Annotated in this window: 11 protein-coding genes and 1 tRNA gene; 1 reads left to right on the top strand and 11 read right to left on the bottom strand. The window is 64.3% G+C overall.

Annotation, left to right across the window (positions count from 1 at the left end):
• Nucleotides 1-102: 102 nt before the first annotated feature.
• The 7 genes from ACIQC5_RS09095 to ACIQC5_RS09065 all read right to left on the bottom strand — a co-directional run bounded on the left by ACIQC5_RS09095 (nucleotide 103) and on the right by ACIQC5_RS09065 (nucleotide 11297).
• Nucleotides 103-4971, bottom strand: coding sequence for an NAD-glutamate dehydrogenase (locus ACIQC5_RS09095; protein WP_400280665.1), 4869 nt, complete (start codon nucleotides 4969-4971; stop codon nucleotides 103-105).
• A 176-nt stretch (nucleotides 4972-5147) separates the two neighbouring features.
• Nucleotides 5148-6008, bottom strand: a complete 861-nt coding sequence (locus tag ACIQC5_RS09090) for a phosphogluconate dehydrogenase C-terminal domain-containing protein (protein ID WP_400280663.1) — start codon at nucleotides 6006-6008, stop codon at nucleotides 5148-5150.
• Nucleotide 6009: 1 nt separating this feature from the next.
• Nucleotides 6010-6807 carry a sugar phosphate isomerase/epimerase family protein gene (locus ACIQC5_RS09085; RefSeq protein ID WP_400280661.1) on the bottom strand — a complete coding sequence of 266 codons (798 nt, stop codon included), beginning with the start codon at nucleotides 6805-6807 and terminating at the stop codon, nucleotides 6010-6012.
• The gene (locus ACIQC5_RS09080) at nucleotides 6804-7613 is read right to left on the bottom strand and encodes a triose-phosphate isomerase family protein (protein ID WP_400280659.1); all 810 of its coding nucleotides are present in this window, start codon (nucleotides 7611-7613) and stop codon (nucleotides 6804-6806) included. Before ACIQC5_RS09080 ends, ACIQC5_RS09085 begins: the two co-directional genes overlap by 4 nt.
• The gene (locus ACIQC5_RS09075) at nucleotides 7597-8067 is read right to left on the bottom strand and encodes a ribose-5-phosphate isomerase (protein ID WP_400280657.1); all 471 of its coding nucleotides are present in this window, start codon (nucleotides 8065-8067) and stop codon (nucleotides 7597-7599) included. The genes ACIQC5_RS09080 and ACIQC5_RS09075 overlap by 17 nt, the downstream gene beginning before the upstream one ends.
• Complete coding sequence (locus ACIQC5_RS09070; RefSeq protein WP_400280655.1) at nucleotides 8064-9827, bottom strand: dihydroxyacetone kinase family protein; 1764 nt, start codon at nucleotides 9825-9827, stop codon at nucleotides 8064-8066. The genes ACIQC5_RS09075 and ACIQC5_RS09070 overlap by 4 nt, the downstream gene beginning before the upstream one ends.
• Nucleotides 9828-9929: 102 nt before the next feature.
• A complete protein-coding gene (locus tag ACIQC5_RS09065; RefSeq protein ID WP_400280653.1) occupies nucleotides 9930-11297 on the bottom strand; it encodes an MFS transporter in 1368 nt (455 codons plus the stop codon).
• Nucleotides 11298-11510: 213 nt separating this feature from the next.
• Between ACIQC5_RS09065 and ACIQC5_RS09060 the strand changes: the two genes are divergently transcribed.
• The gene (locus ACIQC5_RS09060; RefSeq protein WP_400280651.1) at nucleotides 11511-12254 is read left to right on the top strand and encodes a FadR/GntR family transcriptional regulator; all 744 of its coding nucleotides are present in this window, start codon (nucleotides 11511-11513) and stop codon (nucleotides 12252-12254) included.
• A gap of 167 nt (nucleotides 12255-12421) precedes the next feature.
• On the opposite strand, the gene ACIQC5_RS09055 is transcribed toward ACIQC5_RS09060, so the two are convergent.
• The 4 genes from ACIQC5_RS09055 to ACIQC5_RS09040 all read right to left on the bottom strand — a co-directional run bounded on the left by ACIQC5_RS09055 (nucleotide 12422) and on the right by ACIQC5_RS09040 (nucleotide 15683).
• Nucleotides 12422-12495 (bottom strand) — tRNA-Cys (locus tag ACIQC5_RS09055).
• A 133-nt stretch (nucleotides 12496-12628) separates the two neighbouring features.
• Nucleotides 12629-13123, bottom strand: a complete 495-nt coding sequence (locus ACIQC5_RS09050) for a hypothetical protein (protein ID WP_400280649.1) — start codon at nucleotides 13121-13123, stop codon at nucleotides 12629-12631.
• A 70-nt stretch (nucleotides 13124-13193) separates the two neighbouring features.
• A complete protein-coding gene (hutG, locus tag ACIQC5_RS09045) occupies nucleotides 13194-14144 on the bottom strand; it encodes a formimidoylglutamase (RefSeq protein WP_400280647.1) in 951 nt (316 codons plus the stop codon).
• Between the two features lie 96 nt (nucleotides 14145-14240).
• Nucleotides 14241-15683 carry an NCS2 family permease gene (locus tag ACIQC5_RS09040; RefSeq protein WP_400280645.1) on the bottom strand — a complete coding sequence of 481 codons (1443 nt, stop codon included), beginning with the start codon at nucleotides 15681-15683 and terminating at the stop codon, nucleotides 14241-14243.
• Nucleotides 15684-15721 lie beyond the last annotated feature (38 nt).

Genomic DNA, 15721 nt, shown 5'->3' with positions numbered 1-15721 from the left:
GGGGGCCTCCTATTACGTGTCGCATGCGAGGGCGACCTATCAATCATAGGACCTGTGACCCAAATATATGTAAGATGACTGGCAAAGTTGGTGACGCAGCTCTCATCTCCGGACCATGGCGCGCAGTAGTTTTACCGCCACTGAGAGGGCCGCGATGTCCACCGGACCAGGCTTGATGGCCTCTTGGATGGTGTCCTGGATGCGTGCGAGCTGTTCGATGTTTCCCCGCTCCCAGTCCATGATCCGTTCCACCGGATCGGCCGCTGCTTCCGAGGATCGGGGCGTGTGCCGGACCACTGCTTTGGTCATGTCGGCCAGGACCAGGTACATGTCATCGCGCAGCGCGGCCCGGGCCAGCGCTTCCCAATGGGTATCCCGGGGAAGCATGGTGATGTGCTCCAGCAAGGGGATGGCCGAGATTCGTTCAAACACTGCGAAATAGACCTCGGACACCGCCTCCACGGGTTCCTGCAGTTCCTCGGCGATCGCGGAGATGTCCAGGAGCCCATAGCTCACCAACAGTTCCGAGGCACGGATACCCAAGGCATGCGGCAGTCCGACGGAGTCCGTGTGGGCCAGGCGCTTGAGGGAATGGTTCAGGTTGATGCCGTGCAGGAAGCTTGTGAACTTGGACCGCAGCAGTGACATGGGTGCTTCGAGGCGGCTCAGGGCATCCGAGATGGGCTTGTCCCGGAAATCGTGCGTGACGTACCAGCGGGTGGAGCGGTCCAGCAGCCGCCGCATGTCCAGTGCTACGGCGCACCCGTGCTCGCTGGGAATGCTTGCGGGGAGTTGTGCAATGGCCTCGGTCACGGAATCGAGGTCAAAGAGGTGTCGCATCACCACGAACCCGCGTGCCACTGCCGAGGCTGAAACCGTGGTTTCTTCCATGGCTCGGAAGGCGAAGGCGATGCCACCGAGATTGATCATGTCGTTGGCCACCACGGTGGCCACAATCTGTCGGCGCAGGGGATGCGTGGAGAGGTGTTCGCCGAACCGTTCGGAGAGCTGCCGGGGGAAGTATTCATGCATGGTTTGGGAGAACCACGGATCATCCGCCAAGCCGCCTTCGGTCAGTTCCCGGGCCAACTCGATCTTGGCGTAGGCCGCAAGCACAGCGAGTTCCGGCGTCGTCAGGCCGCGGCCGGCGGCGACGCGGGCCTGCACTTCCTCCGTGGTGGGCAGGCATTCAAGATCGCGGTCCAGGTCAGTGACCGTGTCCAGCCAGTCCATGGTCCGCTCGAAACTCGGGCTCCATTGCATGACGAGCTGCTTGTCGTTGAGCAGGAGGACATTCTGGTCCGTGTTCGTTTTCAACACGAGCCGCCCCACTTCGTCCTGCAGGGAATGCAGGAACTCTGTCCTTTCCTCAACAGGCATCCTGCCTGCGGCGATCATGCGGTCCAGGAAGATTTTGATGTTTACTTCATGGTCCGAGCAATCCACGCCGGCGGAATTGTCGATCGCGTCCGTGTTCACCAGCACGCCAGCCAAGGCGGCTTCGATCCTGCCGCGCTGGGTGACTCCCAGGTTGCCGCCTTCGGCGATGATGTGTGCACGGACCTGGGAGGCGTTAACCCTGATGGCGTCGTTCGATTTATCCCCGACGTCGGCATGGGACTCCGTGCTTGCCTTCACGTAGGTGCCGATTCCGCCGTTGTACAGGAGATCGACGGGGGCGCTGAGGATTGCCCTGAGAAGCTCGGGCGGGCTCATCGCCATGTGGCCTTTCGGAACGTCGCCTTCTTCCAGGCCCAAAGCGAGCCGGACCTCTTCGGTGATGGCGATTGATTTCTCCAGCCGCGAGAACACGCCGCCGCCGGGGCTGAGCTTGGCAGGGTCGTAGTCCGCCCAGGAGGAGCGCGGGAGCCGGAAGAGACGTTCCCGCTCGGAGTAGGACGCGCCCGGGTCCGGGGTGGGATCAAGGAAGATGTGCCGGTGGTCGAAGGCGGCCACCAGCTTGATGTGGTTGGACAGCAGCATGCCGTTGCCGAACACATCTCCGCTCATGTCGCCGATGCCCACCACGGTGAAGTCCTCCGCGCGTGAGTCGATCAGCAGTTCACTGAAGTGATGCCGTACGGACTCCCAGGCGCCGCGGGCCGTGATGCCCATCTGCTTGTGGTCGTAGCCCACAGAACCACCCGACGCGAAGGCGTCACCCAGCCAGAAGCCGTACTCCGCAGCCAAGGCGTTGGCGATGTCCGAGAAAGCGGCCGTCCCTTTGTCAGCCGCCACTACCAAGTAGTAGTCGTCGCTGTCGTGGCGCACAACGCGAGGTGGCGCGACCACCCGACCGTTCGTGCCGCCGTCGGGATCCGGCACCAGGTTGTCCGTGATGTCCAGCAGTCCCCGGATGAAAATGCGGTAGCTTTCCTGTCCTTCGGCCAGCCAAGCGGTCCGGTCCTCGGCAGGGTCCGGGAGATGCTTGGGGAAGAACCCGCCCTTGGCACCCGTCGGCACAATCACGGCGTTCTTGACCGTCTGGGCTTTCACCAAGCCAAGGATCTCCGTGCGGAAATCTTCACGGCGGTCGGACCAGCGGAGGCCGCCGCGGGCAATCGCGCCGAAGCGTAAATGCACGCCTTCAACGCGCGGCGAATAGACCCAGATTTCAAACTTTGGCCTTGGCGCGGGGGCCACCGCAATGGACGACGGGTTGAGCTTGAAACTCACATACGGCTTGTCCAGGTAGAAATTGGTGCGCAGCGTCGCCTCCACCAGGCTTGCGAGGGACCTCAGGAGACGGTCGGCGTCCAGGACCGGGACGGCGTCGATCGCTTCTGTCAGTTCGGTGCGGGCGGCATGGACGGCCTGTGTCCGGTGGCTGAGTTCGCTGCTGCCTTCCTCGAAAACATCACCGTGAACCAGCTTGGGATTGAAAAGGACAGGTTCGAAAAGATCCGGCGCAAAGGTGTCCGGATTGAACTTGGCCTCGAACAACTCGAGGAGCGCGTGGGTGGCGCGGACATTCTCGCGAAGGGTGTCCGCGATGAAGCCGTAGGAGTTGGTGCTGCCCAGTTGCCGGAGGTATTTGGCGTAAGCGCGCAGGATGGCGGTCCGGCGCCAGTCAATCCGCTCGGTCAGGACCAGGGCATCGAACGCATCCGACTCCACATCACCGCGCATGGCGGCACAGAACGAGCCCGCCAGAAGGTCGCCGGTGCCGAGGGGATCCACGCCGCGGGGGTACTTGAGTCCGAGGTCGTACAGGAAGAATTGCCGGCCGTCGGCACGTTGCACGTCGAAGGGCCGCTGGTCCAGCACTTTGAGGCCCAGGTTGTGGAAGAACGGCAGGATCTGGGTGAGGCTCTGAGGCCTGGTCAGGTAGATGCGGATCCGTGCGTCCTCGGCCAGGACTGCTGTGCCAGGGCGCCGGTAGACGGTCAACAGTGGGTCGGCTCTTTCGTCGTCTCCGGCCGGGAAGCTTTCGAACTTCGCGATGTCCTCAACCGCGTCCTCTACCTCATAATCGGCCTTGTAGACGGGCGGAAACGCTGCGGCCCACTGCCGGGACAAGCGCGAGGCCTCATCGGATGGGTACCGCGCCAGGAGTGCCTCGTCCAGGCCCTCCGCCCACGAGCGCGTGGCGGCCACGATGCGCTGCTCCAGGACCGCGGAATCGACGACGGCGGGCGCACCCTCCTGCGGCAACAGCACCCTGAAGAACACGCGGGCCATGGCGGATTCGCCCAGGCGCAGCTCAAATTCGATCGCATCCGATCCGAAGGCCTCACGCAGTTCACGCTCGATGTTGAGGCGCACCGCCGTGCTGTACCGGTGGCGGGGCAGGAACACCAGTGCGGTCATGAACCGGCCATGCGAATCCGGCCGCAGGAAGAGCCGCGTACTGTGCCGTTCCTGCAACCGGAGGATGTCCCGGGCGTGCATGGCCAGTTGCTCGGCATCTATATGGAAGAGCTCGTCACGCGGATAGGCCTCCATCACGGCCAGGAGTTCCTTGCCATGGTGCGACGTCGGGGCGTAGCCGAAGCTCTCCAACACGTCCTCCACCGTGTCCCTGATGACCGGGATCTGGAGTGCGGAGCGAGAGGCGGCACTGGGCGCGAAGAGGCCCACGAAGCTGCGTTCGCTGGTGGTTTCACCGCGTGCGTCCACGGTTGTAAGGCTGATTTCGTCGAGGTAGGCGCGGCGGAGCACGGTGGAGCGCAGGGTGGATTTGGTGAGTGTGAGGACTGGCGCTCCACCCGGTCTTGGTGACGGGTTGGCCGGCTGGGCCGCACCCTCAAGGCTCTCCCGCAGGAGCCCCAAACCTTGCCTGCCGCGATATCCCAGGAACACGAAATTCCCGTCCTCCAGCCAGCGCAGCAGCTCCTGGACTTCCTGGCCGCCAGGTTTGCCTTCCAAACTTTGGATCTCGTGGGCCAGTTCTTGGTGGATGGCCGGCGTGTCTTCTGCTGCGGCCCGGACATCGCCGATGACGGTTTGCAATCGCTCCACCAAGCGCTCGGAACTCTCTTCATCGGGCAACCTGGAGATCTCCACTGCCACCCAAGCCTCGGTGAGCGATCCGGCGTCGTGCGCGTCCGTGTCCGAGTCCGCGTCCGGCGAGGTGACCGAGGCGGACGAGGAAGTATCGACGCCGGACGGCAGCCCGGTCCGATGCGGGCCTTTGTGGACCTCGATCAGGCGGCGAGTGGCCGGATCACGGGTGACGCTGAACGTGGGATGGACCAGCAGCCGGATGGCGGCGTTGTCCCGGGCGATCTCTGCGGTCACGGAGGGCAATAGATAAGGGATGTCGTCGGTGACAATCGCGACCACGCTGGCATCGGCCTCGTTCAGGACTCCGATCAACGCCTGTCCAGGTTCACGGCGCTCGGCCAAGGATCGGTGGTAGCGGGCCCGTTCCAACAGGGTGTCCGCGGTGCAGTTGCGGACGTCGTCGTCGGCCACGTGCTCGTAGTAGTCGGTCAGGAACCCGTCCGCTGGCTCAATAGTGGGTGACATGTCGCTGCGCCTCCGCGGCGCAAGGGGCGGCCGTGGGGTTGCGGTCGGCGGTGCTTGCGCCTCATTTCATGATCGCTGGCGCGGGGCGGCTGGTAAACCCCTTAAACACCTTCGCGAGGCGCCACTTAACCTCCAAATATGGGGATAAATGCCGTCTCGCGAAGGAGTTGGAGGATTTAGCGCTTCACGGCGTCCAGCTTGAGCATCTTGGCGATCACGCCGTCCAGTTCGGAGTCGTCGAAGATCTTCTTCCAGTCGTCCTTGATGATGGTGTCCTTGCCGTACTGGATGGCGATTTCGCAGGCCTCCGAGAACGGGTTGGAGCCGCGCAGGGCGTTGGTGAGCGCGATCTGGACGTGGCCGAACAGCATGGCCTTGGCCGCTTCCTCGGGAACACCGGCGGTGTGGACTGTTTCGTGGAGGGCTTCGTTGAGCAGGGTGCCGATCATGCAGGCCACGGTTTCCACCAAGGTGGGTTCCAGAATGGCGAGCTGCTTGACGGTGACCCAGTGAACGTCGATCACGGGGGCGTAGATGGTGCGGATGACGGCTTCGGCTACGTCGCGGGTCGCGGCGGGTGCGTCCTCGTCGATCGCGGAGACGACGTTCTGCGGGGCTCCCTGGCCGCCGAAGGTATCTGCCCATTCTTCCTTGGTGGTGCGCTCCAGGAACACGGACGGGTGGCACGGGTGGGCGACGGCCTGGACCACGTCGTCGCGCTTGGCCAGCAGGCCGGCGTAGGCGGCGGCCGGGTCAAGGGTCAGGAGGATCGCGCCGGACTTCATTTGCGGCACGACGCCCTCGGAGACGATGCCAAGGACGGTGTCCGGAACGGCGAGGATGACGACGTCGGCGGTCTTGACGGCGTCGTCAGTGGTGGTGATGTCGCGGCCTTCGGCGCGGACGCGCTCCTGGCCGGCGGGGGAGTTCTCGCTGTAGAAGACGTTGTGGTTGGACTTCTGGAGGTTGGCGGAAACGCGCATCCCCATTTTGCCACCGGCTCCGACAACGGCGACGGTCAATTGTTCTGCTGACATTTCACTTGCTCCTTAGGAAATCGAGGCTTTGTTGGGTCCACTGGTTTTCGAGGCGGATGGTCTCCGCTTCGGAGTCCTGCCACGGCAGCCAGTGCTCGACGATTTGGTTGATGTTTCTTTCTTTGGGCCGGATCTTCTTGACCATGTAGTCGTAGTCCAGAAGGCCTTCGCCCAGGGGTGCGCCCGAGTAAGTGAACCCGACCCATCCCTGTTTGCGGCTGAACGCAAAGTCTTTGATGTGCATGTTCAGGACATAAGGCCCGACGGCGTCGATCACCTCGCGGGGCATCTCCATCGCGGCCACGGTGTTGGCGGGATCGCTGCAGATACCCAGGTACGGGCTGTTGATGCGGCGGACGACGTCCAGGATCCGTTCGGTGGGGACCTGTTCGTAGGTCTCGATCGCGATCCTCACCCCGGCTGCCTCAAACTCGGGCAGGACTTCTTTGAAGATCGCCGTTGCTTCGTCTGCCGTGGGGGTGTGGCCGGGGACGTTGAACATGGTCCGCAGCAGGTCCGAGCCCAAGATGCCCGAAATGCGCAGGAACTTCCGCAGGTGCTCCGGGCGGATCCCCTTTGTCCCCACTTCCAAGGTGATCCCCAGCCCGTCTGCCGTACGGCGGACGGCGGCGAGGTCGTCGTCGTTCATGTCTTCCAGCGGTGCGTAGTCGCAGATCTGGAAGAGGTCCACATCCAGGTCCGCGGCTTTCCGCAGCGCGTCGTGGATGCTTAGTGGCTGGCTGACCTGGTCCGAGAGCTGCCAGAAGAACGCGTAGCTGCTGAGTCCGATCCTGCTCATGCTGCCACCTTCTTCGCGGCGAGCCGTGCGGCTGTTTCGTCCAAGATGGTTTTCAGCGCCTGCGGATCGTGCGCGAAGCGGCCCAGGAACAAGCCCGCGACGGCGGTGTCCAGTTCGGTGATCAGGCCCGGTCCGGCGCTGCCGCCGTAGATAACGCGGCTGTCTTCCTGACCTAGCAACGAACGCAGGTGCTCGTCCAAGCCGCGAACCACGGCGCTGATGTACTCGGGCGTTGCAGGTTCCGGCGCTCCGATGGCCCATTGCGGTTCGTAGGCCACAATGGTCCGGCTTGTGGGGCCGAGAGTTGCGGCACGGTTGAGCGCGGCGTCCATCTCCGCCGTACAGTGGGCGATCGCTTCTTCCGGGGACCCGGCGGTCAGTTCGCCGACGCAGAGCACGGGCGTGAGGGCGTTGCGGTAAGCCGCGGCGGTTTTGAGGCCGATGACCCGATCGTCTTCGCCGAAGATCCGGCGACGCTCGGCATGGCCAACCTCGACGTACCGGCCGCCGAGTTCTGCAACCGTCTTGCCGCCAACCTCGCCCGTGTAGGCGCCTTCGTCTTCCCAGAAGATGTCCTGCGCTCCGGTACCAACGCCGGCTGCGCCCAGGATCCGGGCCGCTTCGGGCAGGACCGGCAGGCTCGGGAGCACGAACACCTCGATCTCGCCGCTCACCACGGCCGGGTGCTTGAAGGCAATGGTGGCAACGTCCCGGCAATAGTCCAGGGAGCGCTGGTAGCCGAAGTACATCTTCAGGCTCACGCCGATTACCGCTTTTGCTGAGGCGGTCTTAGCAGGAAGTGACACCCTCGTAGTCCTTAATCAGTGTGACTTTCTCGGCCGAGGCGGAGCTTTCGTCGAAGGTGTAGGTGAGCCATTCCTTGGCCAGGCGGCGGGCGAGTTCCAGTCCGACCACGCGCTGCCCGAAGGTCAGGACCTGGGCGTTGTTCGAAAGGACCGAGCGTTCCACGGAGAACGAGTCGTGGGCGGTGACAGCGCGGATGCCTGGGACCTTGTTCGCCGCGATCGCGACGCCGAGGCCGGTGCCGCACACCAAGAGCGCGCGGTCGGCCTTGCCAGCGGCAATCAATTCAGCGGCCGCGATCGCCACGGACGGGTATGGAGTGTGGCTCGTGGCGTCTACTCCGACGTCGGTCACGGACTCCACCAGGGGGTTCGCTTCCAGATCGGCCTTCAGGGCTTCCTTGTACTCGAATCCGGCGTCGTCCGATCCGATGACCAGGCGCAGTGTGGCGCTCATGCGTTCTCCTTAACTGGGGTGTTCTCTGCGGTTTTGGTTTTCGCGAAAGTGTTGTGGATGGCTCGGACGATCAGCGCCAGGGAAATGGCGCCGGCGTCGGGGGTTCCGAGGCTCTTTTCGGCGTGCGGTCGGGCGCGGCCCATGAGGGGCAGCAGTTGCGCGGTAGCTTCGGCTGCTTGCTGGGCCGTCGCTGCGGCGGTTCCCCACGCTTCGGTGAGGGACTGGCCGTGGTGGACGCCCTCGCTGAGTGAGTCGCGGAACGGGACCAGGACGTCAACCATGGTTTTGTCGCCCACCTTGGCCTTGCCAAAGTTCATGATCGCGGCAGCGGCGTCGGCCACACCGGTGGCGACAGCACCGGCGTCGGGCGCGTTGACATCACCCAAGGCGTCGCCGACCGCGCGCAAAGCCATGCCCCAGAGGGCGCCTGACGTACCTCCGGCCTTGTCCGCCCAGGCGTCACCGGCAAAGTAGAGGGTGGTGGCAGCACCGGCACCGCGTTCGACGGCGTCTGCTGCGGCCTCGACGGCGGCCCGGACTCCGCGTTCCATGCCGATGCCGTGGTCGCCGTCGCCGGCGATCGCATCGATCCTTCCCAGTTCGTCCACGTTTGAGTCGATGACTGCCTTCGCGGCGCCAAGTGCTGCAAGGACACGGGCTGCCGCGTCACGGGAAACCCCGGAGGCAACTGGGATGGAACGCTCCGCCACGTCGTTGCCGGCGGCGAGTTGTGCGGCGTCGAGCGCGGTCGCTGTGACTGCACCACGGCGGAAAGCCGGTGCGTCGGCGGGTGCGAGCCAGAGTTCCTCAAGCTCGGAATCCAGCCAGAAGAGAGTGAGGGAGGTGCCGGCCATGTCGAAGCTGGTCACGAGTTCGCCCACCTGCGGGTCAACAGCCTCGATGCCTGCTTCGGCAAGGAGCTGGGCCACGCGGCGGTAGACGACGAAGAGTTCTTCGTACTTAACGCTGCCCAGCCCGTTAAGAATAGGTACGACGCGTGCGCCCCGTGCCGTGAGGCCGTCCGGGACCTCGGCCAGGAGGTCCTTGACCAGCAGCTCGGCGAGCTGGTCCGCCGTCGGAATGTCAGTTTCGGCAATGCCCGGTTCTCCGTGGATGCCCATGCCCACGGCCATCCGCCCCTCGGGAACTGTGAAGAGCGGGTGATCCGCGCCGGGCAACGTGCAGCCGGTGAACGCGACGCCGAACGAGCGGGTGCGGTCATTGGCGCGCTCGGCGATTTCAAGGACTGCATCCATGGAGTAGCCGGCTTCAGCCGCGGCGGCAGCGACCTTGAAAACTGTCAGGTCCCCGGCGATCCCGCGACGCTTGTGCTTTTCGGCCAGGGGAGCGGAGGAGATGTCATCGGTGACCGCGACGCTGCGGCAATCGATGCCTTCGGCGCGGAGCTTGTCCTGGGCCTGCGTGAAGTGCAGGACATCGCCGGCGTAGTTGCCGTAGCCCAGAAGGATGCCGCCGCCGTTGTCCGCTGCCTTGGCCACGTTGTAGACCTGTTGGGCGGAGGGGGAGGCGAAGAGATTGCCCATCGCTGCACCGTGCGCCAGGCCCTGGCCCACCAAGCCGGCGAAAGCCGGGTAGTGGCCCGAGCCGCCGCCAATGACAAGGGCCACGGAGTCCGGGCTGCTCTGGGTGCTGCGGGCGACGCCGCCGGAGACGCGCCGTACCCAGCGGCCGTGCGAGGCGACAAATCCTTCGATCATCTCGTCAGCGAAGGCTGCGGGTTCATTGAACAAGCGGGTCATGCGGAGGCTCCTAAAGTGATGCGTGCTGGCGGGTTTTGTACAGCAGATGCCCTTGTGAGTGCCCGCAAAGGGCATCTGCTGTACGAAAACTCCAAGGGAGGGTTACGGCTCGGCGTGGTGTCCCGCGCCCTGGGGATCCAGGGCTTCGGCGGGGATGCCCTCGGAGGACTTGCGCTGCCGGCTGAGGGTGACCATGAGGATCGAGGAGAGCAACATGAAGCCGCCCACCACGAACATGGGCACCGTATAGCCGCCGGTCAGGTCCTTGAGCCAGCCCGTGATGTAGCCGGCGCTGAAGCCTGCCAGGTTGCCTACGGTGTTGATGAGTGCGATGCCTGCTGCCGCTGCTGCGCCCGTGAGGAACTGCGTGGGCACGGTCCAGAAGTTTGGCAGTGCCGCGAAGATGGACATGGCGGTGATGGTGATGACGGCGATGGTGGCTGCCGGGGACCCCGCGAACAGTGCCAGCGGGATGCTGACGCCGCCGATGAGCGCGGGAAGTGCGATGTGCCAAGTCTTCACGCCACGCTTCGTGGCGTCCTTGGACCAGAAGTACAGGGCGAAGGCGGCCGGGAGGTACGGGATGGCCGTGATCAGGCCCTTCTGGAAGACATCGAACTTGGTTCCGTAGAGGCCTTCGAAGCCGGCGATGATGGTCGGCAGGAAGAAGCCCAAGGCGTAGAGGCCATAGATAAAGCCGAAGTAGATCAGGGAGAGCATCCAGACGCGGCCGTTGCCGAACACGGTGCGGACACTGACGTGCTTGTTGCTGGCGGCGGTTTCCTTCTTTTCCTTTTCAAGGGCGCCGGTCAGCCAGGTCTTTTCCTCGGACGTCAGCCACTTGGCCTTGGCGGGGGAGTCGGCCAGGTAGAACCAGGCAATGATGCCAATGATGATCGCGGGGATTGCGACACCGAAGAACATGAAGCGCCAGCCTTCGAGGCCGAAGAACACGCCGTGCTGCTGGATCAAAGCGCCTGCGAGAGGAGCGCCGATCACTGTGGTGAGGGGCTGTGCCAAGTAGAAGAGGGCAAGGATCTTGCTGCGGTGCTTGGACGGGACCCAGAGGCTCAGGAAGAGGATGGCTCCGGGGAAGAAGCCTGCTTCTGCCACACCCAGGATGAAGCGCAGGATGTAGAGCTGCTCAACGTTGCCTACCCAGGTGAAGAGCAGGGACACGATGCCCCAGCTGACCATGATGCGGGCCAGCCAGCGGCGGGCGCCGAACTTGTGGAGGGCCAGGTTGCTGGGGACTTCGAGAAGGATGTAGCCGATGAAGAAGACTCCGGAGGCGAAGCCGAACTGGGCCGCGGACAATGCCAGATCGTTGTTCATGCCGTTGGGGCCGGCGAACGAGATGGCCGTGCGGTCCAGGTAGTTGATGAAGAACATCAGGGCGACGAACGGCACCAGCCGGATTGCCACCTTCTTGATTGCGGATTTTTCGACCACCGATTGTGTGGTGTCCACATTGACTCCTAGATGTTGGTGTCCCGCGGATCCTGCACTGGATGCGTCGGGCTGACTCGATTCCTTGCCGGTGCGTGTCCGGCGATGGGCGAAGCTTGTGATTTAAACCATAGGACTGGAATCTAAATTGGTCAACCGGTTGATGAGTTTAAGTTTTCGGCTCCAGCCATTCGACGCGGGATCGATTGGTCATCCGGTTGCTACGCTGTGAAGGTGTCAGCGAACTCAGCCGCAGCAGCGGCCCACATGACGGCAGCTCTTGCCCCCATGGAGCAAGGCTCCGTTGTGTCCGAAGTAGCGGAGAGACTCCTCGCCTACTTCACCAGCGGAGACATTGCTCCGGGCACTCGACTACCTGCCGAGCGGCAATTGTCCGCTTCCCTCGGCGTTGGTCGCTCGGCCGTCCGCGAGGCGCTCGCCGCGCTCGAGATTCTTGGGATTGTGATCGTCCGTCCCGGATCGGGAACCTACCTGCGCGACGGCGTCTCTGAACTTTTGCCCCGAACGCTCAGCTGGGGGCTCATGCTGGGGGAGCCGCGGACCCGCGAACTGGTGGAGTTGCGCAGCGGGCTGGAAGTTCAGGCCGTTGAACTGGCCGCGCTCCGCGTTACGGACGAGGCCTTGGCTCGCATGCGCGCCGACCTCGATGCCATGGAGAAGAACCTCGACGACCTCGCTGCGTTCGTAGAGGCAGACGCCGCCTTCCACCGTGAGATCGCCGCCGCCTCGGGGAACATGGTCCTGGAGGAACTCCTGCAGAGCATCCGTTCCTTGCTGCGGATCTGGGTGGACCGTGCCCTGACGGACGAGGGCCACGCCGAGGCCGCACTGCGTGAACACACAGCGATTTATGATGCCCTGGTCGCCGGGGATGCATCAGCGGTTTCCCAGTCCATGCGCTCGCACATGGCTACGGCCTCCAGGCGCCTGCTCGCCGGATTCGACGCAGCCCAGTAGGGCTGCCAACCAACCCGCTCAGGGGTGGGGCTCAGGCGTCGGCGAGCTTGCCCGGGTCCCCGCCCTGCAGTCCGTTCATGCTCCTCGACGCCGAATTTGCCTGTTGAGTACGCGGTGAGGAATTCGCCACCCGCGATGCCCGCAGTGGAAATCCCCTCCGGGCCCAATGGACGTGGTGGCGGGATTCGAACCCGCGTGCGCTGCTTTGCAGGCAGCTCCCTGGCCTCTCGGGTACACCACGTGCAAACGACACTAGGCGCCGCTGCTACCCCTGATCAAAGTTCATTGCCCCCGCTTGCGCTGGGCTACGTGAGCTTGCGCAGGGCTACGGAACGTTGCCCAAAGTTGCTGCCCGTGACGCTCCGCACGGCGCTTTATGGCGTGCTTTTTACGGGTGCTTCCGGCCGGGTCCGGCGTCGCGCCAGCTTCGATACTCCGGCAGCCACCAGCAACGTGAGGATCGCAGCCGCGGCGTGCGCGTAGAGCATCAGATCACCCGCGTGAACTGCCCCGGTCCCCGTGGAGCCGCCGGACGAATCGCCGGCGAGGCCCCCGGGCAACGCGTCAGGCACACGAGCGGCGCCATGCAAATGATCAAGAAAGCCCACGCCGGGGAACGAACCCCCAAAAGCGTCGAAGCCGAAGTGCAGCAACTGTTGTGCCACGCCGGCCAGCACCAGGAACCACAGCGGGTCATGCAACCAGCGGGCGGCCAATTGCGCCGCCAGTCCGCACAGCGCGGCGAAGGCCAGCAGGACGGGAATGGCGGGGGAGCTGCCACCGGCGAGGATGTGCGCAGCCAGTCCCAGCGCAACGCCTACCGGCCCGGCTACCCAGGCCCACCTGTCCTGCACAGCGACTGCACCCATCGCCATCCTTTCCTCCACACAGGCTAAGCGGAGGGCGGCGGCAAAGGACAGGCCTTTGAACCCGGCAACGCTACCCGAGCAGAGTGTTCACCAGCCGTGCAGCAATTTTCGCGGTTCGCGAGTCGATGTCGAACTCCGGATTCAGCTCGGCAACGTCCACATGAAACAGCTTCCCGCTCGCGGCCACTTGCCGGCACACGGCGCTGATCACAGGCAGCGGGACGCCATAGGCCGCCGGTGCGCTGACTCCGGGAGCGACGGCCGCGGGCATCACGTCCAGGTCGATGGTCAGATAGAGCACGTCCACGCCGGCCAGGAAGTCCGCTACGAACGTCTCAACGGCTTCCAGGGAGCAGTCCTCGTCCAAGAGGTACTTCACGCCCAGCCGATCCGCAGTGTTGAAGAGGGTCCTGGTGTTGTTCGGTTCCGAAATTCCGACGACGGCGTACTGCAGGTCGCGTCCAGCGGCGGCTTCAGCGTGGGCCATCTGAAGGAACGGGGTGCCCGAGCTCGGAGTGGGTTCATCGCGCAGGTCAAAGTGCGCGTCAAGGTTGAGTACGCCGAGTCGCTTTCCGCTCCGGACGGCCTCCGAGGCTGCCACGCCCAGGTAGCTGGCGAACGCAGTCTCGTGGCCGCCGCCGAGCACCACCGTGAGGTTGCTGGCGTCGAGCAGTTCTGAAATGGCGCGCCCGGCACGCTCTTGGCCCGCCTCCAGTGAGTCGTCCTCCACAACCACGTCGCCGGCGTCGAACACGTCACGGTCCAGGTGGTAAGCGAGCGGACCCAGCGCCGAGCGGATCGCGGCTGGAGCCGCGGCGGCCCCCACGCGTCCCTGGTTGCGGCGAACGCCGGCGTCGCTGCAGAAACCGAGCACGACGGCGGGCCTCAAGGCTGCGGTGGTCGCTGAGAAGGTGTGGGGTGCTACGGCCTGCCACCAGCGGCGGTGCCCGTCGCCGTCGCCGTCGAAACGACCGGTCCACGGTGTCGGCGTGACATCAACAGTGAAGGCGCTGGTTTTCATACTTCAAGCACACATGAACCATTGCCTGAAAAACAGCCAAAGCAGCCGTCGGGTGTCCGAAATCCCGGACTCACGCAAGCTGGCTCGGCGGAAGGACTACTTGACGCCGAGCAGCTCCTCCACGGTCCCGATGCCGAAGAACAACAGGAACGCAGCAGCCACGGCCCACATCAGCGGGTGGACTTCGCGGGCGCGGCCCTGGAAGGTGCGGATCAGGACGTAGGAGATGAAGCCCGCGCCGAGGCCGTTGGCGATGGAGTAGGTGAACGGCATGAGCGCGATGGTGAGGAATGCCGGGATGCCGACGCCCCAGTCCTGCCAATCGATTTTGCCCACCTGGGAAACCATCATGAAGCCCACAACCACCAGCGCCGGGGCGACGGCCTCGAACGGAACCAGATTGATGAGCGGCGTGAAGAACATGGCCACCAGGAACAGCGCGCCGGTGACGATCGAGGCGAGGCCAGTGCGGGCACCTTCGCCAATCCCGGCGCCTGACTCAACGAAGATCTGGTTGGAGGACACCGACGCGCCGCCACCCACGATCGCGCCGAGGGCGTCCACCTGGAGCACGCGGTCAACGTTGGGGATGTTGCCGTGCTCGTCCACGGTTCCGGCCTCGTTGGCCAGGCCCACCATGGTGCCCATCGCGTCGAAGAAGATGCTCAGGAGGATCACGAACGCCAGCAACGTAGCAGCAACGAATCCGAGGTGTTCGAACGCGCCGAAGGGGTTCGCTTTGCCGATCAGGGAAAGGTCCGGTGCGCCCCATTCGGACAAGGTCGGCGCCACGAGGGACCAGCCGCGCGGGTTGACCTTGGTGCCGTCAAAGCTCGGACCGATGTGCAAGGTGAATTCGAGGACGGCCGCCAGCGCTGTGGAAACAACGATGCCAATCAGAATCGCGCCGCGGACCTTCCTGACCACCAGGGCGATGGTCAGGATCAGGCCAACTGCAAACACGAGCGTCGGCCAACCCATGAGTTTTCCGTCCACGCCCAAGCCCAATGGAACGGTGGTGCCCGCGGCGTCGGGGATGCGGCGGACGAAGCCTGCGTTGACCAGGCCGATCAGCGCGATGAACAAGCCGATGCCCACCACGATCGCCGTCTTGAGCGCTTCGGGGACGGCCTTGAACACGGCGGTCCGGAAGCCGGTGAGGACCAGGATCAGCATGGTGACGCCGGAGAGCACCACGAGCCCCATCATGTCCGGCCAGGTCAGTTCGGGGTGGGAAGCAACCGTCACGGCGACGAACGCATTGACCCCAAGGCCGGTGGCCACGGCAAAAGGGTGCTTGGCCCAGGCGCCCATGAGGATGGTCAGGATGCCTGCGACGAACGCCGTTGTCGCCGCCACTGCTGTGAAGCCCAGGGATGCTCCGCTCGAGTCCGCCCCGGAGAGGATCAATGGGTTGAGGACCACGATGTAGCTCATGGCGAAGAAGGTCGCGAAGCCGCCACGGATTTCCCGCGAATACGTGGATCCGCGCTCGGAAATCTTGAAGTAGCGGTCGATTGCAGAACCTTGTTTAAGCATGAAGGTCTCCGGGGATCGGGGGAGTTTGCTCTCAAATC

The organism is Paenarthrobacter sp. NPDC092416 (assembly GCF_044755025.1).
Classification (GTDB): domain Bacteria; phylum Actinomycetota; class Actinomycetes; order Actinomycetales; family Micrococcaceae; genus Arthrobacter.
Note: the sequence above shows the minus strand (reverse complement) of the source record. Positions and strands in the feature narration are given on the sequence as shown.